Source organism: Gemmatimonadota bacterium (genome assembly GCA_009838645.1).
In the GTDB taxonomy this organism is placed as follows: domain Bacteria; phylum JAAXHH01; class JAAXHH01; order JAAXHH01; family JAAXHH01; genus JAAXHH01.
The window spans coordinates 74833-94948 of record VXRC01000024.1 but is presented as its reverse complement, the minus strand read 5'-3'; the positions used below and the strand labels follow the sequence as shown (position 1 = coordinate 94948).

At 61.4% G+C, this 20116-nt stretch carries 18 protein-coding genes; 7 read left to right on the top strand and 11 right to left on the bottom strand.

The genetic code is table 11. The annotated features are described in order from the left end of the window. The first annotated feature begins 161 nt into the window (after nucleotides 1–161). Together F4Y38_06830 and F4Y38_06825 are read left to right on the top strand one after the other, a co-directional pair. Entirely contained in the window at nucleotides 162–632 is a 471-nt protein-coding gene (locus F4Y38_06830) for a DUF1801 domain-containing protein (protein MXY49005.1), read from the top strand. 34 nt (nucleotides 633–666) lie between these two features. Further along, entirely contained in the window at nucleotides 667–1614 is a 948-nt protein-coding gene (locus F4Y38_06825; protein ID MXY49004.1) for an NAD(P)H-binding protein, read from the top strand. Nucleotides 1615–1689: 75 nt separating this feature from the next. Here F4Y38_06825 and F4Y38_06820 read toward each other — a convergent pair whose 3' ends face one another. Next, nucleotides 1690–2031, bottom strand: coding sequence for a pyrimidine dimer DNA glycosylase (locus tag F4Y38_06820; GenBank protein MXY49003.1), 342 nt, complete (start codon nucleotides 2029–2031; stop codon nucleotides 1690–1692). Between the two features lie 235 nt (nucleotides 2032–2266). Here F4Y38_06820 and F4Y38_06815 point away from each other — a divergent pair, with 235 nt between their 5' ends. Together F4Y38_06815 and F4Y38_06810 are read left to right on the top strand one after the other, a co-directional pair. Beyond that, nucleotides 2267–2506 (top strand): ribbon-helix-helix protein, CopG family, encoded by a 240-nt coding sequence (locus tag F4Y38_06815; GenBank protein MXY49002.1) that lies wholly within the window; start codon nucleotides 2267–2269, stop codon nucleotides 2504–2506. After that, nucleotides 2491–2829: a type II toxin-antitoxin system PemK/MazF family toxin gene (locus tag F4Y38_06810; GenBank protein ID MXY49001.1), complete on the top strand. Its 339-nt coding sequence runs from the start codon at nucleotides 2491–2493 to the stop codon at nucleotides 2827–2829. Before F4Y38_06815 ends, F4Y38_06810 begins: the two co-directional genes overlap by 16 nt. A gap of 160 nt (nucleotides 2830–2989) precedes the next feature. Here the strand turns inward: F4Y38_06810 and F4Y38_06805 are convergent, their stop codons facing one another. The 5 genes from F4Y38_06805 to F4Y38_06785 all read right to left on the bottom strand — a co-directional run bounded on the left by F4Y38_06805 (nucleotide 2990) and on the right by F4Y38_06785 (nucleotide 7120). Then, entirely contained in the window at nucleotides 2990–4639 is a 1650-nt protein-coding gene (locus F4Y38_06805; protein MXY49000.1) for a hypothetical protein, read from the bottom strand. A gap of 66 nt (nucleotides 4640–4705) precedes the next feature. Continuing rightward, nucleotides 4706–5518 carry a phosphate/phosphite/phosphonate ABC transporter substrate-binding protein gene (locus F4Y38_06800; protein ID MXY48999.1) on the bottom strand — a complete coding sequence of 271 codons (813 nt, stop codon included), beginning with the start codon at nucleotides 5516–5518 and terminating at the stop codon, nucleotides 4706–4708. A gap of 207 nt (nucleotides 5519–5725) precedes the next feature. Further along, on the bottom strand, nucleotides 5726–6046 hold the full coding sequence (locus F4Y38_06795; protein MXY48998.1) for a DUF86 domain-containing protein: 321 nt from the start codon (nucleotides 6044–6046) through the stop codon (nucleotides 5726–5728). A gap of 43 nt (nucleotides 6047–6089) precedes the next feature. Continuing rightward, nucleotides 6090–6380 carry a nucleotidyltransferase family protein gene (locus F4Y38_06790; protein MXY48997.1) on the bottom strand — a complete coding sequence of 97 codons (291 nt, stop codon included), beginning with the start codon at nucleotides 6378–6380 and terminating at the stop codon, nucleotides 6090–6092. Nucleotides 6381–6589: 209 nt separating this feature from the next. Continuing rightward, nucleotides 6590–7120: an AAA family ATPase gene (locus tag F4Y38_06785; GenBank protein ID MXY48996.1), complete on the bottom strand. Its 531-nt coding sequence runs from the start codon at nucleotides 7118–7120 to the stop codon at nucleotides 6590–6592. 578 nt (nucleotides 7121–7698) lie between these two features. Here F4Y38_06785 and F4Y38_06780 point away from each other — a divergent pair. Together F4Y38_06780 and F4Y38_06775 are read left to right on the top strand one after the other, a co-directional pair. Next, a complete protein-coding gene (locus tag F4Y38_06780; GenBank protein ID MXY48995.1) occupies nucleotides 7699–9045 on the top strand; it encodes an FAD-dependent oxidoreductase in 1347 nt (448 codons plus the stop codon). Nucleotides 9046–9139: 94 nt separating this feature from the next. Beyond that, nucleotides 9140–9985, top strand: a complete 846-nt coding sequence (locus tag F4Y38_06775) for a phytanoyl-CoA dioxygenase family protein (protein ID MXY48994.1) — start codon at nucleotides 9140–9142, stop codon at nucleotides 9983–9985. Between the two features lie 24 nt (nucleotides 9986–10009). Here F4Y38_06775 and F4Y38_06770 read toward each other — a convergent pair whose 3' ends face one another. Beyond that, nucleotides 10010–11506, bottom strand: coding sequence for a glutamate synthase subunit beta (locus tag F4Y38_06770; GenBank protein ID MXY48993.1), 1497 nt, complete (start codon nucleotides 11504–11506; stop codon nucleotides 10010–10012). 18 nt (nucleotides 11507–11524) lie between these two features. Then, complete coding sequence (gltB, locus tag F4Y38_06765; GenBank protein ID MXY48992.1) at nucleotides 11525–16276, bottom strand: glutamate synthase large subunit; 4752 nt, start codon at nucleotides 16274–16276, stop codon at nucleotides 11525–11527. Nucleotides 16277–16572: 296 nt separating this feature from the next. Here gltB and F4Y38_06760 point away from each other — a divergent pair, with 296 nt between their 5' ends. Then, nucleotides 16573–17760 (top strand): phosphoglycerate kinase, encoded by a 1188-nt coding sequence (locus F4Y38_06760; GenBank protein ID MXY48991.1) that lies wholly within the window; start codon nucleotides 16573–16575, stop codon nucleotides 17758–17760. A gap of 24 nt (nucleotides 17761–17784) precedes the next feature. Here the strand turns inward: F4Y38_06760 and F4Y38_06755 are convergent, their stop codons facing one another. The 3 genes from F4Y38_06755 to F4Y38_06745 all read right to left on the bottom strand — a co-directional run bounded on the left by F4Y38_06755 (nucleotide 17785) and on the right by F4Y38_06745 (nucleotide 19878). Beyond that, nucleotides 17785–18363 carry a hypothetical protein gene (locus F4Y38_06755; GenBank protein MXY48990.1) on the bottom strand — a complete coding sequence of 193 codons (579 nt, stop codon included), beginning with the start codon at nucleotides 18361–18363 and terminating at the stop codon, nucleotides 17785–17787. Between the two features lie 120 nt (nucleotides 18364–18483). Then, complete coding sequence (locus F4Y38_06750; GenBank protein ID MXY48989.1) at nucleotides 18484–18753, bottom strand: hypothetical protein; 270 nt, start codon at nucleotides 18751–18753, stop codon at nucleotides 18484–18486. A 183-nt stretch (nucleotides 18754–18936) separates the two neighbouring features. Further along, nucleotides 18937–19878: a LysR family transcriptional regulator gene (locus tag F4Y38_06745; GenBank protein ID MXY48988.1), complete on the bottom strand. Its 942-nt coding sequence runs from the start codon at nucleotides 19876–19878 to the stop codon at nucleotides 18937–18939. Between the last annotated feature and the right edge of the window lie 238 nt (nucleotides 19879–20116).

Below are 20116 nucleotides of genomic sequence, written 5' to 3'. Positions count from 1 at the left end.
GCCCGGCCGGGAAGTCCGCTTGACGCCGCTTCCGTCTCCTGTTTCTTTTCGGAACAGGATCCGCCATCGACGCCAGGAGCCGGTGGCGCTACGACGTTAGAGCACCAAGTGCCGACCCTGGTGCCACGCACGGCCAAAAGGCGCGGACTGGAGTGAACATCATGGAAGGCAAGACGGCCGGGAAACCGGCGAAGGCGGTAGTGAAGGCCGTCGCAAAAGAGGCTGGCCCGAAGCCGGTCCTCCTCTCGGGCGGCAACCCTCAAATCGCGAAGGCCGACGGAGACGCCCCCGTGCAGGCCTACATCGCGGCCATGCCGGGCTGGAAGAGCGACGTGGGACGCCGCCTCGACGAACTCATCGTCCGCACCGTACCCGGCGTGCGCAAGGCCGTACGATGGAACTCGCCCTTCTACGGCATCGAGGACCAGGGCTGGTTCCTGAGTTACCACGTATTCACCCGCTACGTGAAGGTGACGTTCTTCCAGGGCGCGGCACTGAGACCCGTTCCTCCCGGTTCGGGCAAGGACAGGGACTCGCGCTGGATCGACATCTACGAGGATGAACTCGATACAGAGCAGATGGCGAGGTGGATCCGGCAGGCGGCCGACATGCCGGGCTGGCGTGGGTTTTGAAGGCCTGCTCATCTCGTTTCTGGACAGAGGGTGCATGACCGGGTCCCAGCCGACGAATTCATCGCAGCCAGAGACAGTCCTCATCACCGGAGCCACGGGGTACATCGGGAGCCGGTTGCTTCGGCGTCTGGTAAACGGATCACATCGGGTGCGTTGTCTCGTTCGACGCCCGGATGCGTTGTCCTCGTTGGCAGCGAACGATGTCGATGTAGCAGGCGGCGACCTGCTGCGGCCGGCAACACTGCCGGATGCCCTGCGAGGCGTATCGACGGCCTACTACCTGGTCCATTCCATGGCGTCCGGCGGTGACTTCGCACTGGAAGATCGAAAGGCCGCGACAAACTTTGCGGCGGCGGCATTTGCGGCCGGGGTAGGGCGAATCGTTTACCTTGGCGGCCTGGGCAATGGACGGCCACTGTCCGGCCACCTGGCAAGCAGGCGGGAAGTCGGGGAAATCCTTCGAAACTCCGGCGTGCCGACGATCGAATTCAGGGCATCCATCATCATCGGCTCCGGCAGTCTATCGTTTGAATTAATCCGGGCCCTTGTCGAAAAACTCCCGGTGATGTTGACTCCAAAATGGGTACATACCCAGTGTCAGCCCATTGCCATCGATGACGTTCTCGACTACCTGGCCGCCGCACTCGATATTTCCAGCACGGACTCTGACCGCGGTCAGGTATTCGAAATCGGTGGACCGGACCGCGCCTCCTACCGGGATCTCATGACGGAATACGCCCGGCTGCGCGGCTTGAAGCGCATGCTGATCTCCGTGCCTGTCCTTTCACCCCGCCTCTCCAGCCTGTGGCTCGGCCTGTTCACACCCGTCTACGCGCGGGTCGGACGAAAACTCGTCGAAAGCCTCCGGAACGAAACGGTCGTTGTCGACGAGTCTGCTCTGGAAGTATTCCCCATCCGCCCGAGGGGTATGGCCGATGCAGTACGAAGGGCGTTGGAGAACGAGGATTGGGAGTCCGTATAGACACTGAAAATCTAGAAGAGGACGCAAAACGTAACGGAGAACGAGTGAAGGGGCGGAATAAGGCGGCGTTATATCCTATGGCCAGGGCGCCATCGGGCACGGACAAGGCTTCTCGGTCAACATCTGGATCTGTTCATCCAGGCTGTCGATCAGAACATCCTGCTCCTTCCGGCCATCGGCAAGCGTACCATCCAGCGGTGTATTGTGCCGGTAACCCCGCCGTTGCATCTCCGCAACCAATGCTTCGTGCCGGTCGTACAGCGCCGCGAGTCGGCCGACCCAACGTTTCGTCTCCGGATGCTTCCGGTATCCTGTTTTCCCCAGCGTTATGACGTTCCATAGCCCGTGCAACTCCCGGTGCTCACCGAGGAGGTGCTGTCGGCACAGGATTTCGGGGGGAAGGTCCCAGATGCGCATGGTGTCAGGCTCCGAACTCGACGGGTCGACTTTCTTCTAAAACCTACACCGATTTCGGTACCCTGGGCAAGCATTCCATATTCACACCTCATCGTCAATCACACCTTATCGTCAGACCCGCGGAAGTTGACACAACTGGGTCGTCTGCAAAATCCTAACGTCATCCGAATAAAACCTGGTATCGCACTTGACAATCAGAAGGTATGACATATTATCATACCAGGAGGATTAAGTTATGAAATCCAAAATCGCGATAACGCTGGACGAGGAAATCGTCAGGCAACTCGACTATCTAATCATGCAGCAGTCATATAAAAACAGAAGTCAGGCGATTGAGGAAGCCGTGTCGGAGAAGCTGGATCGTCTCAAGCGGGGAAGGCTGGCGCGGGAATGTGCGAAACTGGACCCGGTAGAGGAACGGGAACTGGCTGAAGAAGGAATAGAGGAGGATGCGGATAATTGGCCCGAATATTGAGGGGTGAAATCCGCTGGGCGAATTTGAGTCCCACACGTGGCCGGGAGCAAGCTGTACGACGGCCTGTTCTAATCTTGAGCCACGAGATTTTTAATCAGCGAACCGAGACGGTAATTTCCATGGCGATTACGAGTCAGCCTCAACGTGCCGGTTTCCCGCTGACCCTTTCGCTCAATTCGGCAGATCTTCCAAAACAGTCGTGGGTTAAGATCGGCCAGGTCCGAACCCTTTCAACACAGAGAATCGGTAGCAGGTTGGGCCATGCCACCGGTGACGAATTGGATAGGATCATAGAAGGACTTTGCGAGATTATAGGTCCATAACGACTGTAGGAGAGAACTGCCGGCTCCCGGGATTTCGGCCTTACGGCCAACAGCCAGTACTCTCCCGTTTACTGTATTGAGTAAAATCACTCAATAGCGTAATTTCCGCAGAATCAGAATAGAGACCCGGTCCACTCACCCCTCTCACCTTTGCCGCCACCTACCGGCAGAAGCAGGACGTTTCTATGGGGACGTCGGCCCGGGCCTTGGCGAACGCCAGCCGCTGTCTCAGGAACCGAAGCTCGTTGGCGTCTCCTGCGTGTTCGACGCATTCCACCAGCCCCTGGAGCGCCCACACGTTGTCGGGATGCTGGCAGCATCGGGGCAGGCTTCCGTCATAGCCGAGGTCGGCGCGATACACGGCTTCGGCTTCATCGAACTCGCCCTGCTCGGTGAGTAGCGCGCCGAGGGCGTGGCGCGGGGGATGCATCCAGGCCCAGGGTTCGGTGTAGTTGAGTGCGTCGTCCCGCGAGACGGCGAGACGCAGGCTATCGAACGCCCGGTCGTAGTTCCCCCTGCGGTATTCGAGTTCGCCGTCGAGCATGGCCTCGCCGATGCGGAGCATGTCGCGCACCGTGTTGCTCAAGAATATCGCTTCCTCGGAAATCGCGGCCACCGCTCGATCGTATTCTTCGCGGGCGGCTTCGGCCCCTTCGATCTGACCGAGGGCGGCGTGCGCCACGCCTTGACCGTAGGCGTGCATGGCGGTTTCGATGGGGCGAAGATCGGGCTCCTCCGGTTCGGGCGATGCGATCAGGTCGTGCCAGCGGCCGAAGCGAACCAGTACGTGCGTAGTCATGGCGGCGTAGCCGTCGAGGATGGAGGCCATAAATGGCGCGCTCCCGGCGATCAGTTCGGGCGTGGCCATCGCGCGGATCCGCTCCGCGGCATGGGTGGCCTTGCCGAACTGTCCCAGAAACATGGCCACGTACATGTAGAGATGGAGATCGTGACACCGCATGGTGGTGTAGAAGTTCTGATCACCGGCGTAGTCGAGGTACTTGTCGTCGGCGGCGACTGCCCGTTCGCTCTGGACAACCGACTGCGCCCAGTCGCCGCAAAGGACGTAGATGTGCGCTGACATGTGCTCCAGGTGGCCGGCGTCGGGCAGCAACCCGCGCAACAGGTCGGCCGCGTTGAGCCCTTGCTCCGGCATGGGCGACATTTCCAGCATATGGATGTACAGGTGGCAGATCCCCGGATGGACGGGCCCCTCACGCGCGATCCGTTCTATCCAGGATTTCATCACCGGCAATACCTCGACCGTGTGGCCGCGTGGGTTTGGTTGCCCGGTGCGTAGATCCCAGAGCTGACGAGGCGTGCAGTTCAGCGCCGCGTCGAAATAGAAGGCGGCGATGTCGGGATCATCCTCATGCGCCAGACGGGCGTCGAGCATCGCATCGGCGAAGTCCCGGTGCCAGGCGTCCAGCACCCCCGCGTCGCGCTCGTCGCCATTCAGGTAACGTTTTGCCAGCGCCTCGATGAGGGCCTGCTCGGCCGGCGTACCGTCACCGGCGAGCGAGACCGCGGTCGTCACCGCGTCGTGGCAAACTGGCAGGACCCGGGCGATCTCGGCTTCGGTGAATCGGATCCAGGCCCGGTTGTAGTGGGGTCCGTTCGCATAGGCGATCCCCCACCAGGCCATCGCGCAGGCGGGATCCGCGTCGGCCGCGCGCCTGAAGCAGTCCACCGCTTCTTCGTGATTGAATCCGTAAGTCCAGTTCAACCCGCGGTCGAACCAGCGCTGGGCGGCATCCGAGTCCGTCGTGATTTTGCGGGACCAGGTTCCAAGATCGAATGGGTAGCTCATGGTGGGTTGCTCGTGGTTGATTGGCGGCCGGAACCTATGCGGTTGCCGGCATATCGGCGGCCGGGATCACCCCGGTTCCAGGTAACCCGTGACTTCTGCGGCCCGCGCCCATTCCAAAGTACGATGAAACGCCTCGCGCGTCACGAGCTCAAACCCATCGATCAGAAGCGATGCTCGGAACGGGGCGAACCAGGGCCGCGTATGGGCTGCCGCAAAAGCCTCGCGCAGGTGATCGACCGTGTGCCGGGGCATCGCGGGGACGGTGACGAATGCCGGCATCGGTACGGTTTCGGTCGATTCGAGTATGCGGACCTTCTCTGTAAGCCCCGGCAGGTACTTCCTGACCAACATGTGCCAGTAGGCGTCCAGTGGCCCTACGTCGATACTCCTGTCCGCCACGCTGTCGAGGATCCGCCGGGCTGTGACGAGATGGCCGACCGAACGGCGGTAGAGGCGCGGGCGGTCCTCTTTGCGATAAGGCAGAAGATGATAGCGCAGCGCATTGAAGCCCGACTGCGAGTGGACCACGGTCCATCCCACGGTCCCGCCAAAGGTCTCGGACAGCGTGCGAAAGGGCGCATCGACGCGCACGATCAGGTCGGTCCGGGAAAGCGCTTTGCCACCGGCCCAGGACGCGGCGGGGATGGGCGAGGCCAGGGGCACGACGTCGGCAAGGTCGAGCGCGATCGGGTATCCGCACATCTGCACGCACCCGAGGTCATCGCGGCGCCAGAGGTCCTCGAGCGGCCGCGGCGCCGGGTAGGCGACGTAATCGAACGCCGTGCCGGCATCCTCGGCGACGTGGGCGATGAGTTCCTTCCAGGCCGTCTCGGCCTCGGGGCTAACGGCGTACATGCGGGCGTTGGATACGAATGGCATGGGCCAAGGACTTTCGAATTGGGCGAAGGATGGAGAAGCAAGGTACGGATGCGGGAAGCAATTATGACAGGGTGTCTATTGGTCATCCAGAACTGATATCTCGAAGACCAACACGTCACTAAATATGGATCGAGGAACGGAAACCTGCAGAAGATTGATTCATGGAGGATGCGAATAACCGGCCGGAACACTGAAAAGTGAAATCCTCTACCCGGATTCCTCTTTCACCTCGTTCAACAGGTTTCGCAGTTCGGGCAGCTGATTTGGTACGTCGGTCCGGATGACGTCCCAGATTACGTCGACGTCTATACCCGGGTATCCGTGAGCCAGACGGTGACGTGTTGCTATGAAGCGGCGCCAGTATATCTCGGGGTGCGCACCACGTATATCGTCAGGAATATGAATTGCCGCCTCGCCGATCAGTACGAGATTGCGCAGTATGGCATCATAGACGAGTGTATCGGCACTGAACGCCTCATGTTTCAGCCCCTTCGTATACGTAAGTATTTTCTCGCAGTAGTCGATCATATCCTGAATATGAAGTCGGCAATAATGCGCTTCGTTGTGGATTTCAGACATCGACCATTTCCCTTTCTACATACGGTCGTATCTCCGCACGCAACGCTTTGTCTGTTACCAGATCGACCGGACAACCCAGCAGGTCTTCCAGGTAAAACTGGACACCATGATACCGATCCGATGTCGCCCGCGAGTCGAAACGTACTACAACACCGATGTCGCTGCCGTCAATTGTCTGGTCGTGGGCAAAGGAACCGAAAAGGGCGAGTTTGGTAACACCGAATAGATTCATGAGGGTCGCCTTATGCGTTCGGAACATATTCAGGACGGTGTCTTTGCTCATTAAGTCAAGAGCCCTGTTTCTCGCGTAGAGAACAGGCCATGCTGCATTCATTACACCAGGTTCCGCCACGGATTGCTCTGAAACCGTAGTGGTCCTGGCGAAGGCCTCGGCTCGTATGCGTGCGCGTTTGGCGGCCCTATGCATGGCGGCCTCGGCACCGATAAAAACCGGATCGCGTTGCGCTTCAGGCTGTTGTCGATTCCCCGAACTCATCCTTTGACAGTCTCCTGCAGTAGTCTTGGTTCATCGCCTGAGTTATCATATAGAGCCCATTCGTCTACAAGGTCTCGATATATCTTCTTAAAGTTTCTCCAGCCGGCATCGAACCGACGACGAATCAAGGTCTCGGGCACATCGTATCCTCCTTCTGACACACGTTGCGCAACGCGTGCAATCGCTGCTTCCGGGTTCGGAAGACGCAAGAAGAACAGCCGAATCCGGTATCCTTGTTCACGCCAGCGAGGAATCCTGCGGGCATAGATACGTCCGCTCAGTGTAGTCTCAAATGCGAAACTTTCGCCTTTTCGAACGTGTTCGTGTATCTGTTTCAGCATTAACCGTCCGGCCGTAAAGGTTGTTTGATGAGGACGAATTGGGTTCAGACCCTGCTCGATGAAATCGGCATTTATGAAGACGGAGCAGTCAGCCTCGTTGGGCAGGAATTCGGTAGCAAATGTCGTCTTCCCCGCACCATTCGGTCCGGCAATCACGAATATCGTCTTTTCGATCGTATTTTGCAAAAGCGGACCGCATCCTGTCTTTTCTCTTCTTTTATCTTACCCTAGAATTCATCTAGAATCCGCTCATTTTCCATCGTTTCTCATCTGCTATTTCTTATTGGAATGTACAATATCCGTCATCAATTGTCATCAGGTTAGCGATTTCACTAAAACTCGATACGCTTGACGCAACACATCACTGCATCAGGGTTCCAGGATCTGCCGTGCCGACATCCTCGGCGATGTGGGCGATGAGATCCTTCCAGAACGTCTCGGCTTCTGGGCTCAAGGCGTACATACGGGCGTTGGATACGAATGGCGTTGGCATCAGTTTTGTTTAGACTCCCTTGCCTATATTGAAACAGTATGACGCGTTGGCGGCAAGCGTCTTCCCAGCCACGACTATCATGAAACATAACTAACTTTTAACATTGAAGTAAATGAAGTGGTCGTTTAAACTCCATAATCAGCGCGAAGCGCCAACGCACGATCCGGCCAGTCCAAGCCGCGCGGACTTTACACCTACCGTCCGCCGACGGCCGACCATCTATCATGAACCTTCGCCAAATGGTGACCGAATACCGATGACTTCCGACTAGATGACGGCCAACAAGAAAAAGAATTCGCTCAGCCGCCGGAACTTTCTCGCCCGGAGCGGCACTGCCCTGGTTCCTCTAGTCCTGGGCACCGCCTGCTCGGACAACGTCATGGGCCCCGACGAAAGTGACCCGACCGAGGCGCCGCCCGAACCGACGTCGCCGACACCGGCGCCACCTGAAGAACGGGTCGACGTGATCGTGGTGGGCGGCGGTCTGTCGGGGCTGGTCGCCGCGTACGAGTTGGTCCGGACAGGGCACAACGTCCAGGTCCTGGAAGCATCAAACGTAATCGGGGGCCGGGCACAGACACTTCGCGAGCCCTTCGACGACGGGCTCATCGCCGAAACCGGTCCGGCCCGCATCCCGCCCTCCCACGATCTGACGCTCGGTTACATCAATCACTTCGGCATCGAGACATCGCCCTTCTATACCCAGGAGGGTGAGTACCTCGTCGTCTCCAATCAGGGGGTCCGCCAGCGGCAGACACCGGCCGTGTTCCTCAGTGGGGGTCGGGACGCATGGCTCAAGATTCCGGCCGGGATCGATGCCTTGCCGATGGCCTTTGCCGAAGCGCTCGGAGACCGCGTGCGGACCGGCTTGCCGGTGACGAAAGTAGTCCGGGACGAGAGCGGGGTGGGGGCCACCTACGGACCCGCCGCGAAGGAACTGCGGGGCCGCAAACTCATCTGCACGGTCCCCCTCCCGGTCATCGACAAGATCGAGTTTGACCCCGTCCTCTCGGCATCGAAGCAAGCGGCCTTCGAAGCCACATCCTACCAGGACGTCACCCGGGTTTACGTCCAGTATGCGCAGCGAATCTGGGAGGGCGACGGCTTGAACGGATGGGGGTTGACGTTCTCGGAGGGATACTCGGAGTTCTGGCATCCCACCTGGAACCAGGAGGGGCCTCGGGGTATTCTGATGTCCTATATGTTTGGAGAATTGGCACGCAGGATCGCGGCGACCTCTCCCGGTGCCATCGTGCCCGGCTTCATCGGTCGCTTCAATAACCTGTTCCCCGGTACGCGCGAGGTGGCGGAACATGGTACCCACTTCGCGTGGGAGCATCAGCCCTGGATCGGGGCGGCCTTCGCCAATTACAATCCTCCGTTCTCGGAGCATCCTGAACTGGCATCGCCCGAGGGCCCCATTCACTTCGCCGGCGAGCATGCCTCGGGGCATCGGGGGTGGATGCAGCGCGCCCTCGAGTCTGGCCTTCGGGCGGCCAGGGAAATCGATGGGGCGGTCACCGAGCAGCGCTCCCGTGCGACCGTGGCCATCTCGCGGCGGCAGATGGTGCGCCGTTTGGCGGGCATCTCGAATGTGCCTGGGTGGCTGGTGCCATGAGCCGTTTCGGCCTTGACGCTCCTCCCCTGTCCGCCTACCTTCCTCCTCATAATCGACCAGCCAAAAACTCCCACGAAGCCCCCGGAGACTAAGCATGTTCACCCCGGATCAAATCGATCATTACAACCGCGAGGGATACGTCGTCTACCCGGATTTCATATCAGGTGAGGACCTCGCAGCCTTGAAGTCGGAAATAGACCGGGCATCGGAAGGAAACACGAAGGCGAATCACGACGCCGCGCGCATGGAGATGGAACCGAACCAGGAACCGGACGGCACATTGGTGCGGCGTATCTATGAACCGTGCACCTACTATCAGCCCTTCCGGGATTTCTCGGAATCGACCGCCCTGCTGGACTGCGTCGAACAGCTGTTCGGCCCGAACCTGCTCTTCCACTACAGCAAGATCAACATGAAACCCCAGAACATCGGGTCCATCGTGGAGTGGCACCAGGACCTGTCCTACTACCCCCTGACCAACCGCGATTCTGTGTCCATCCTCTTCTACCTCGACGACACCTCCGAGGAGAACGGCTGCCTGAAGGTCATTCCCCGGCGCCACACGGAAGCGCTGATGAGCCACAGCACCGAGGGATTCTTCCGGGGCAAGGTCACGGAGGAAGTGGACGATACCGAGGCCGTGCTGCTGGAAGGCACCGGGGGCACGGCGATCTTCATGAGCGCCATGACGCCCCACGCTTCGGCCATCAACTCGTCGGACCGGCCGCGGAAGACGCTCATCCTCAGCTACCGCGCGGCCGACGCCTTCCCCATCCACTGCGGGGTCATGTCGGACAAGGTCGAGGCGCACAGCCGGCTGGTCCGCGGCGAACGGGCTTCACAGGCCCGCTTCACCATGGCGGATTTCCCCATTCCGCGCTATGAAGACGAGGTCGCGTCGCTGTACGATCTGCAGGAGAGGTCGAGGAAGTCGGCGTGACTATGGGGCCTACGGTAGGTCCGCCTAAGGCAGGTCCGTGCTCCCCATGAGGTAGCGGTCCACTTCCCGGGCGGCGCCCCGGCCTTCGTGGATGGCCCAGACTACGAGGCTTTGGCCGCGGCGGGCGTCGCCGGCCGCGAAGACGTTCTCCACGCTCGTGGCGTACTTCCCGTATTCGGCCTGGGCATTTGACCGGGCGTCCCGTTCCACTTCGAGCTGCTCGATCACCGGATCTTCCGGACCGGAGAAGCCCATCGCCAGGAGGACGAGGTCGGCGGGCCACTCCTGCTCCGTGCCCTTCTTCGGGCTGAAGGGCGCGCCATTGCTGGGGACCGACCAGTCGAGGTCGATGGTGCGCAGGGCCTTGACCCGGCCCTGGCCGTCGTCGATGAACTCGACGGTGCTGGTGTCGTAGCGCCGGGGGTCGGCGCCGAAGAGGGCCTTGCCTTCTTCCTGGCCGTAGTCGAGCTTGTAGACCACCGGCCACTGGGGCCAGGGGTTGTTCGGCGCACGTTCGGGAGGCGGTTTGGGGATCACGTCGAACTGGTTCATCGTCCTGCAGCCGTGGCGGATAGCCGTACCCACGCAGTCGGTGCCCGTATCGCCGCCGCCCAGTACGATCACGTGCTTGTCCTTGGCCGAGATGTAGTTGCCGTCCTCGTGACCCGAGTCCAGCAGGCTCTTCGTGTTCGCGTGGAGGAATTCCATGGCGAAATGGACGCCGTCCAGGCCGCGGCCCGGCGCGTTGCGCACGAAGTCGTTGGGTTTGGTGGCGCCGGTGCAGATCACCACGGCGTCGTTTTCGCTGCCCAGATCCGCCGCGGGCACGTCTTTCCCGATTTCGACACCGGTCACGAACTCGACGCCCTCGGCCGACATCTGGTCGAGACGGCGTTGGACGACCTTTTCCTTGTCGAGCTTCATGTTCGGGATGCCGTACATGAGCAGTCCGCCCGGCCGGTCGGCCCGTTCGTAGACCTTCACGTGGTGGCCGGCGCGGTTGAGCTGGGCGGCGCAGGCCAGGCCGGCGGGCCCGGACCCGATGACGGCCACCTTCTTTCCGGTGCGATTCGGCGGCGGCTCCGGCTGGATCCAGCCTTCCTCGAATCCGCGGTCCACGATGGCGCACTCGATGCTCTTGATGGTCACCGGATCGGAGTTGATGCCCAGGACGCAGGATCCCTCGCAGGGCGCGGGGCAGACACGCCCGGTGAACTCGGGGAAATTGTTGGTCTTGTGCAGCTGCTGGAGGGCTTCCTTCCAGTGGTTCCGGTAGACCAGGTCGTTCCAGTCGGGAATGAGGTTGTTCAGGGGGCAGCCCGACGCGCCGGGTCCCTTGCCCATCGGAACCCCGGTGTGGCAGAAGGGAATGCCGCAGTCCATGCAGCGGGCGCCCTGCTCCCGCAGCGAATCTTCCGCCATGGGCAGGACGAACTCTTCCCAGTCGCCGACACGTTCGTGGGGATCCCTATAACCTGCCGTCCCCCGCTCGTACTCCATGAAGCCGGTTGTTTTACCCATAAATCCGTCTGTTGAAAGTTATCCCTTGCCGCCGTTGACGCCCACGGGGACCGCTTCGGGCACCGTCTCGGCGGGATGTCCGTTGGTCTCGGCTTCCTGCGCCGCCCGTTCCGCCATTTCCTTGAGTGCTCGGCGGTAGTCGACGGGCATGATCTTGACGAAGGTGTCCCGGAGTTCGGACCACCGGGCCAGCACGTCCTCGCCCCGGTCGCTGCCGGTATAGCGCACGTGGGCCTCGATCAGCCGCCGCACCTCGGCGACGTCCTCTTCCTCGATCAGCGGTTCCAGGTCCACCATCTCCTGGTTGCACAGCCCGGGGAAGACGCCCTTCTCGTCGAGGACGTAGGCCACACCGCCGCTCATGCCCGCGGCGAAGTTGCGTCCCACCGGACCGATGACGACCACGCGGCCGCCGGTCATGTATTCGCAGCCGTGGTCGCCGACGCCTTCGACCACGGTCTCGGCGCCGCTGTTCCGCACGGCGAACCGTTCCCCGGCCCGGCCGCGGAAATAGGCCTGCCCTCCGGTGGCGCCGTAGAGGGCCACGTTGCCGATAATCACGTTCTCGGTGGGCACGAAGCTCGCGTTCTCGGGCGGGAAAACGGCCATGATGCCGCCGGACAGTCCCTTGCCCGTGTAGTCGTTCGATTCGCCTTCCAGGAGGAAGGTGATGCCCGGCGCCAGGAAGGCGCCGAAACTCTGGCCAGCCGAGCCGTGCAGCCGGACCCGGATCGTATTTTCCGGGAGGCCTTCCTCGCCGTGCCTGCGCGATACCTCCGCGCTGAGCATGGCGCCCGTCGTCCGGTCGATATTGTGGATCGCGTGCCGCAGCGCGACCGGTTGGCGGTCCTCCAGGGCCTCCGTGGACAATTCGATGAGCCGCTGGTCGAGCTTCTTCTCCAGGCCGTGGTCCTGGCTTTCGCAGCAGTAGCGGGCCACGCGGTCGGGGGCCTCCACGGGCGCGAGCATCCGGGTGAAGTCCAGGCCCTTCGCCTTCCAGTGGTCGATGGCCTTGCGCGTATCCAGGCAGTCGGTGCGCCCCACCATCTCGTTCACCGTACGGAAGCCCAGCTGGGCCATCTGCTCCCGCATCTGCTCGGCGATGAACATCATGAAGTTGATGACGTGCTCGGGCTTGCCCGTGAAGCGCTTGCGCAGCTCCTCGTCCTGCGTAGCCACGCCCACGGAGCAGGTGTTCAGATGGCACTTGCGGAGCATGATGCAGCCGCTCACCACCAGGGCGGCCGTGGCGAAGCCGAACTCCTCGGCGCCCAGCATGCAGGCCATGACCACGTCGCGGCCCGTCTTGAGCTGGCCGTCGGTCTGCACCACGATGCGGCCCCGCAGGTCGTTCTGGACCAGCACCTGCTGCGTCTCGGCGACGCCCAGCTCCCACGGCACGCCCGCGTGCTTCATGGACGATTCCGGCGAGGCGCCGGTGCCGCCGTCGTACCCGCTGATGAGGACCACGTCGGCCTTGCCCTTGGACACGCCGGCCGCCACGGTGCCCACGCCCACCTCGGCCACGAGCTTGACGTGGATGCGGGCCCGGTCGTTGGCGCTCTTCAGGTCGTGGATCAGCTGTGCCAGGTCCTCAATGGAATAGATGTCGTGATGGGGCGGCGGCGAGATGAGCCCCACGCCGGGAGTGGACTTCCGCACGCGCGCGATCTCTTCGAAGACCTTGTGGCCCGGCAACTGACCGCCTTCCCCGGGCTTCGCGCCCTGGGCCATCTTGATCTGCAGGTCCGTGGCGTTGACCAGGTAGTTGCTCGTCACCCCGAACCGGCCCGAGGCCACCTGCTTGATGGCACTGTTCCGCCAGTCGCCGTTATCATCCGGATAGTAGCGGTCCGGGTCCTCGCCCCCCTCGCCGGAATTGCTCCGGCCGCCGATGCGGTTCATGGCGATGGCCAGCGTCTCGTGGGCTTCCTTGCTGATGGAGCCGTAGGACATGGCGCCGGTGGAGAAGCGCTTGACGATCTCCGAGGCCGGCTCCACTTCCTCGATCGGCACCGGTGGTTGCACCTGCCTGTAGTCGAACAGGCCGCGCAGCGTGCCCAGCAGGCGCGTCTGATCGTCGATCTGGTCCGTGTACTGGCGGAAGAGTTCATAATCGCCGGTGCGCGTCGACGTCTGCAGGAGCGCGATGGTCTGGGGGTTGAAGAGGTGGTGCTCGCCGTCGCTCCGCCACTGGTAGTAGCCCCCCACGTCCAGCGTATGGCCGTTCGCCACGGGACGTTCGGGATAGCCGTGGTGATGATGCTGGCGGTACTCGGCTTCGATCTCGGGCAAGCCGATGCCCTCGATGCGGGACGCGGTCCACGTGAAGTACTTGTCGATGACCGACTGCTTCAGGCCGATGGCCTCGAAGATCTGCGCGCCGTGATAGGACTTGATGGTGGAGATGCCCATCTTGGACATGGTCTTCAGGACGCCCTTGCACAGGGCATTGATCAGGTTCTTCCGCGCCTTGTCCGCGCCGCCTGGACCGCCTGGGCCGACCGGGCTGGCCGCGCTGGCCGGGCTGACCGTGCTGGCCGGCGGATCGATCAGACCGTCGATGCTCATCCATTCCACCGTTTCGAGGGTCAGGTAGGGATTGATGGCATTGGCCCCGTAGCCGATGAGCAGGCAGAAGTGCATGACCTCCCGCGGTTCGCCCGATTCCACGACGATAGCCGCGCTGGTCCGCAGTCCTTCCCGTATGAGATAATGGTGCACAGCGGCAGTGGCGATCAGACTAGGGATCTGGACCCAGTCCGGTCCGACTTTCCGGTCCGAAAGGATGAGCAGCGTCGCGCCCCGTTCCCGGATGGCCCGGCCCGCCTCGAAGCAGAGCTCGTCCACGGCCTCCTCGAGGGTGCCGGCGGACGCGGACCTGGCAGTTTCCGTTGGATCGCCGGCCGACGCGGCCCCGCCTGGTCCCGCAGACTCATCTGTTCCCGCGACCCCGGCCGACCGCCGGAACACGGCCGGTAGCGTCTCCGATTTCAGCCCGGGAAGGTCGAGCGCCCGGATGCGGGCTAGTTCCCCGTTGGACAGCACGGGGCGGGGGATCCGGAGTTGCCGGCAGTGATCGGGCGTTTCGGCGAAGAGGTCCTGCTCGGGCCCGATCGAGGTGTCCACGGACGTGACCAGTTCTTCGCGGATGGCGTCCAGGGGAGGATTGGTGACCTGGGCAAACAGCTGCTTGAAGTAGTGGAACAGTAGTTGCGGCTTGTTGGACAGGACGGCGATCGGCGCGTCGTTGCCCATGGACCCCACGGGTTCGTACCCATGGGCCGCCATTGGGCCGATGAGGATCTTCAGCTCCTCGCTGGTGTATCCGAAGGCCCGTTGCCGTTCTTCCAGCGTCGCCAGGTCGAGTCCGGGTACGTCGTCCGGCTCCTGAAGGTCGTCCAGGTTCTCCATGTGCTCGTCCAGCCAGGCGCGATAGGGCTTGCGCGAACTGATCTCGTGCTTGATCTCGTCGTCGGTGACGATGCGGCCGCGGACCGTGTCGATCAGGAACAGGCGTCCGGGCTGCAGCCGTCCCCGCGTGAGGATCCGTTCGGGCGGGATATCCAGTACGCCGGCTTCAGACGCGCCCACGACGAAATCATCCTTCGTCACCACGTACCGGAAAGGCCGCAGTCCATTGCGGTCCAGGGTCGTGCAGATGCGGTCGCCGTCGCATGCCGCGATGAGGGCGGGGCCGTCCCACGGTTCCATTAGGCAGGCGTGGTATTCGTAGAAGGCCTTCTTCTCGTCCGACATGGACTCATGATTCTCCCAGGCTTCCGGGATCATCATCATGAGGGCGTGGGGCAGCGACCGTCCCGTGGAGACTAGCAGTTCCAGCGCATTGTCGAACCCTGCCGTATCGCTGGCCCCTTCGCGAATGATCGGGCTCAGCTTGGCCATGTCGTCGCCGAACAGCGGAGACGCGAAGAGCGCCTCCCGGGCGCGCATCCAGTTCTGGTTCCCGCGGATCGTGTTGATTTCGCCGTTGTGGCAGAGCAGCCGGTAGGGATGGGCGAGCCGCCACGACCCCAGCGTGTTGGTGCTGTACCTGGAATGCACCAGGGCCAGGGACGTGACGATGGACTCGTCGGACAGGTCGCGGTAGAAGGAGTCCAGCTGGTCCGCCCGAAGCAGTCCCTTGTAGACGATGGTCTTGCTCGACAGGCTGGCGATGTAGAAGTCGTCGCGGTTGTCCTCGGGAAGCTTCGCGTCGACGGCGTTTTCGATGACCTTGCGGATGACGTACAGCTTGCGCTCGAATCTATCCTGGTCGTCCGTCTGTTCGCCGCTTCCGATGAAGAACTGCCGGATCAGCGGGGACACCTGGGTCGCCAGTTCCCCGGCCTGGCTGAAATCCACCGGCACGTCGCGCCATCCCAGGAAAACCTGATCTTCCTCCCAGACAGTTTTCTCGATCGCCCGCTCGCACCACCGGCGATGTTCGGCGCCCCTGGGCAGGAACACCATGCCCACGGCGTACTGGCCCGCTTCCGGCAGTGAAATGCCGGAGAGCCGGCACTGCCGCTGGAAGAAGTCATGGGGAAGCTGGAACAGCAGGCCCGCGCCATCCCCCGTGTGGGGATCGCATCCGCAGGCGCCGCGATGCTCCAGGTTGACCAGCACCCGGATGGCGTTGCGAATGATGGCGTACGACTTCTCGCCGCTCAGATTCGCCACGACACCCACGCCGCACGCGTCGTGCTCATAGGCTGGATCGTAGAGACCCCGGGGTTTTTTCATATAAAGATCGCCCCTTTTTCGCATCCTTTCGGTTGCGAAAATCGAATACGGGAACGCGATTTCCAGTTTCTCAATTCAAACCGGAGTACTGGAATACCGTTGATTCGCAATAACAGACACGGTTTCTTGAAGGAGGAAAAAGAGAGGATAGTCCGTTATTCGCACTTGTACCAAATTCCGGTTGAAACCCTGTATATAACCTGTGCGATCAACTAAGTAAAGTAGAAAATGCACCGTTCCACCGAGAAAATGACCGTGAACATACACTCCACGATCTCACGCCATTGCCCGCCCAGCAAGGCCTTTGATGGGTCCTGTCCATGAGCGTCCGCTCCCTCACCGACCTCAAATTGCGCGGCCAGCGCGTACTCGTGCGCGTGGACTACAACGTGCCACTTGACGAAGCGGGCAACATCACCGACGACACGCGCATCCGGGCGTCGCTCCCCACGCTGCGGCATATCCTGGACCATGGTGGCAGGGCCATCCTGATGACCCATCTGGGACGGCCAAAAGGGGTCGCGGAGAACCTGAGGGTTCGGCCGGTGGCGGACCGGTTGTCCGGACTCCTGGACCAAACGTTAGGCTACGTGCGGGAGACGGTCGGACCGGTCGCGGAACGTGCCGCAGCAGACCTGGCGAACGGCGAATGCCTCCTGCTGGAGAACGTCCGGTTTAACGACGGGGAGACCCGGAACGATCCGGACTTCGCCCGCGAACTGGCTGCGCTGGGGGACGCCTACGTGAACGACGCCTTCGGAACGGCCCACCGCGCCCACGCATCCACCGAAGGCGTTGCGCGACTGCTGCCTGAACGCGCGGCCGGATTCCTCATGCAGAAGGAACTGGACTACCTCTCCGGAGCGATCGAAAACCCGAAAGGGAAGCTGGTTGTTATGCTCGGCGGGGCCAAGGTGTCGGACAAGATCGGGGCAACACGCCGGTTCATCGAGATCGCCGACGCCCTGATCATCGGGGGCGGCATGGCCTATACTTTTCTCGCAAGCCATGGCGAGGCCATCGGAGGAAGCCTGTTGGAGGAGGATCAACTGGGATTCGCGGCAGAGATCCTGGACCGGGCGGCTGAGATGGATAAACCGATCGTGCTGCCCGTGGATCATATTGTCGCCGACTCAATCGAATCCGGTGCGACTCCGCTGCATGTCGACCGGATCCCCGACGGATCGATGGGCCTCGATATCGGGCCGGTAACCCGACGTCAATTTGTCGAAACCATTGGCAAAGCGGGTACCATACTGTGGAACGGCCCCATGGGCGTCTTCGAGATCGAGGCGTTCGCGGAGGGCACTCAAGAGGTCGCCCAAGCAATCGCGGAGGCAACCGGCCGGGGAGCCGTGTCCATCATCGGCGGCGGTGATACGGCAGCGGCTATCAACGCCCTTGGTCTAGCCGGGCGCATGAGCCACGTATCCACGGGCGGCGGTGCTTCGCTTGAACTGCTGGAAGGCAAGGTGCTGCCAGGGGTTAGTGTACTGGAAGTGGGTTGATACTCCCGTCACCGACAGCAAGCATCAATTCCCTATAAAACTGATGCCCCCGAGGTTATCCGGAAACCGGCCGAAATGCTGGGGCATAACCTCGTAAGACCGCCAGGCACGTTGCCATGCGTATCGTGGCGTGCCTATTCTGGCGGCGACCGGCCCCGCAATAGATTCAATCGTCGTGGTGTTTCCTCGAAAATCGGTAACGCGGATGTCTATCTCACCCCGACTTCTAGGCTGATCGCTGGTCAGAACCAGTTGCAGGCTGCGGAACTGGGTGTACCGTTCGCCATAGATGCTTCCCCACAGGTTTACTTTGATGCCATCGGGCGTGGTCTGCTGTATGATTTTGATTTCCTCGGGCAGTGCGAGCACCTTGCAGCCCTCCAGGTCCGGGGAGATAAACTCCACGCTCGTAAGGTACTCGGCGTTTTTCGTCTCGATGGTGTACCGCCAGTTGTTGGGGCCGGCCGGCATGACCGTCACCGCGACCAGATCCCTGGATTCCACCAGGGCTGGCTTGCGGGCGGCGCATCCGACTACGGTAAGCAGAACGAGAACCGCCATGACTGAAAGGGCGGTAGTGTGTTGGGTGCCGGGAAGAGACATGTTGCACCTCCGGAATATGACTCCTTGTAAACCTATATCGAATTTACTCTTATCCTCAATGCCCCACCAGGTGAATCGGATGATTGGGGCGAGTTTCCCTCCGCCGCCTCCTGGTTCCGTTCACTTACCCGCCCCGCCTCTTTCTTCTTCCTTCAAACGGTCCCCGGTCTGTTGACGTACGATGATCTCGGCCGCCGTGCGCTGGTCCATGTTCCGTAGTGCGTCGGTCGTACCCACGAAGAAAACGGTCGCGCTGCCGCCGCCACGGCGTGGGGAGCGTGCTAATCGAAAAAGCCCGTAGCAGATTACCAGGATTCCGCAAATGGCGAGTAGAGGGGCCAGGTGTGGCTGAATCAACAACAACAGATCGTTCGTAACCGTCTGGATCAAAATCAGCCGACCTTCCCGCGGTACGACCGCTTGTCATCCTCGTTAGTTTCAAAGCGTGGCAGATACTGTACGTTAAATTCTAGCTACTGAGCACTCACATTGGTTAGACGCTGTGGGGCACGGGAAGTTTCCGGTTTCGACCCTGATCGGGCTACCGATGAGCCACCGAAACTGTCCGCCCGATCAGGCCGCCGGCTTGCCCCGGTCCGCCGCGATCTTCCTGCGCCCCGGCCTGAAGTAAGCCTGCAGGGCCTCCAGGAAACTGCGGGCCGCCCTGGACAGATACCGGCCCTTAAGGTAGACCGCCCCCATTTTCTGGCGGGGGCGGTTTCGAAAATCCCCGATCGTGACCTGCGCGAGCGTGCCGTTTTCCAGTTCCTCCTGGATGGCTATGGAAGGGACGATGGACAGGCCCGCTTCGATCCGTACGAAGTGCTTGATTACCTCGATCGAACTGAGCTCCATGGCGACGTCGAGCTGTACCCGCGATTTCTCGCACAAATCGTCGATCAACCGCCGCGAAGCGCAGTGCTGGTCGAGCAGGATCAGCGGGTACTGCTCCATGTCCTTGAGATGCACGGTCCGCCGTTTCGCCAGGGGATGGTCCGGCGGCGTGATCAGCACGTCGTGGCGGGAGAACAGCGGGATCGACTCGATCTCCCGGGGCAGGTAGGCCAGCGTGACCACGCCGAGATCCACCTCGCCGTCGACCACGGCCTGGATAGTCCGCAGCGACGTGGCGTTCTTCACGACAATGTCGATGCCGGGATAACGGTCCTGAAAGGATTTAAGGATGGCCGGCAGGCGGTAGCAGCCCGTGGTGTCGGACGTGCAAAGCACGAGACGGCCGGCCTCGAGCCGGTCCAGGTCTTCCAGTTCTTGCACGGCCTCTTTCATCAGCCCTTCCATCTCGCTCACGTACTTGAGCAGCACCTTGCCGGCCTCGGTGAGCGCGAGATGACGGGTCGTCCGGTGGAAAAGCGGCTGGCCGATTTCGCCCTCGAGCTTGGCCACCTGGATGCTCACGGCGGACTGGGACCGGAAGAGGGCTTTTGCCGCCAGAGAAAAGCTTCCGTGACGGGCCACGGCGTGAAAGGCGACGGCTTGATCGTAGGACAGGTTCATTTATTCATCCACGTAATAGCGCGTATTTAAATTATTAATTTGACTAATATATCAAACCCGGTATTATGTCAAGGCAAAATCGGCGGAATGATGTATATTGAATGACTCGAATGTGGACGTGCCTTTGTCAGGTATCTAGAGCCGTCGATTGACGTGAAAATGGATTAGCACAACCTCGGATCACCGCACCGGGATTCCAAACGGGGAAATGGATCCTCAAACGGCTTCCCACGGAGGA

Excerpts from the sequence above, each read along its gene's own strand:
- F4Y38_06745 (MXY48988.1), bottom strand. The coding sequence starts at position 19,878 with ATGAACCTGTCCTACGATCAAGCCGTCGCCTTTCACGCCGTGGCCCGT.
- F4Y38_06780 (MXY48995.1), top strand. The coding sequence starts at position 7,699 with ATGACGGCCAACAAGAAAAAGAATTCGCTCAGCCGCCGGAACTTTCTC.
- F4Y38_06755 (MXY48990.1), bottom strand. The coding sequence starts at position 18,363 with ATGTCTCTTCCCGGCACCCAACACACTACCGCCCTTTCAGTCATGGCG.
- F4Y38_06760 (MXY48991.1), top strand. The coding sequence starts at position 16,573 with ATGAGCGTCCGCTCCCTCACCGACCTCAAATTGCGCGGCCAGCGCGTA.
- F4Y38_06795 (MXY48998.1), bottom strand. The coding sequence starts at position 6,046 with ATGATCGACTACTGCGAGAAAATACTTACGTATACGAAGGGGCTGAAA.
- F4Y38_06775 (MXY48994.1), top strand. The coding sequence starts at position 9,140 with ATGTTCACCCCGGATCAAATCGATCATTACAACCGCGAGGGATACGTC.
- F4Y38_06815 (MXY49002.1), top strand. The coding sequence starts at position 2,267 with ATGAAATCCAAAATCGCGATAACGCTGGACGAGGAAATCGTCAGGCAA.
- F4Y38_06770 (MXY48993.1), bottom strand. The coding sequence starts at position 11,506 with ATGGGTAAAACAACCGGCTTCATGGAGTACGAGCGGGGGACGGCAGGT.
- F4Y38_06820 (MXY49003.1), bottom strand. The coding sequence starts at position 2,031 with ATGCGCATCTGGGACCTTCCCCCCGAAATCCTGTGCCGACAGCACCTC.
- F4Y38_06800 (MXY48999.1), bottom strand. The coding sequence starts at position 5,518 with ATGCCATTCGTATCCAACGCCCGCATGTACGCCGTTAGCCCCGAGGCC.
- F4Y38_06790 (MXY48997.1), bottom strand. The coding sequence starts at position 6,380 with ATGAGCAAAGACACCGTCCTGAATATGTTCCGAACGCATAAGGCGACC.
- gltB (MXY48992.1), bottom strand. The coding sequence starts at position 16,276 with ATGCGAAAAAGGGGCGATCTTTATATGAAAAAACCCCGGGGTCTCTAC.
- F4Y38_06825 (MXY49004.1), top strand. The coding sequence starts at position 667 with ATGACCGGGTCCCAGCCGACGAATTCATCGCAGCCAGAGACAGTCCTC.
- F4Y38_06830 (MXY49005.1), top strand. The coding sequence starts at position 162 with ATGGAAGGCAAGACGGCCGGGAAACCGGCGAAGGCGGTAGTGAAGGCC.
- F4Y38_06805 (MXY49000.1), bottom strand. The coding sequence starts at position 4,639 with ATGAGCTACCCATTCGATCTTGGAACCTGGTCCCGCAAAATCACGACG.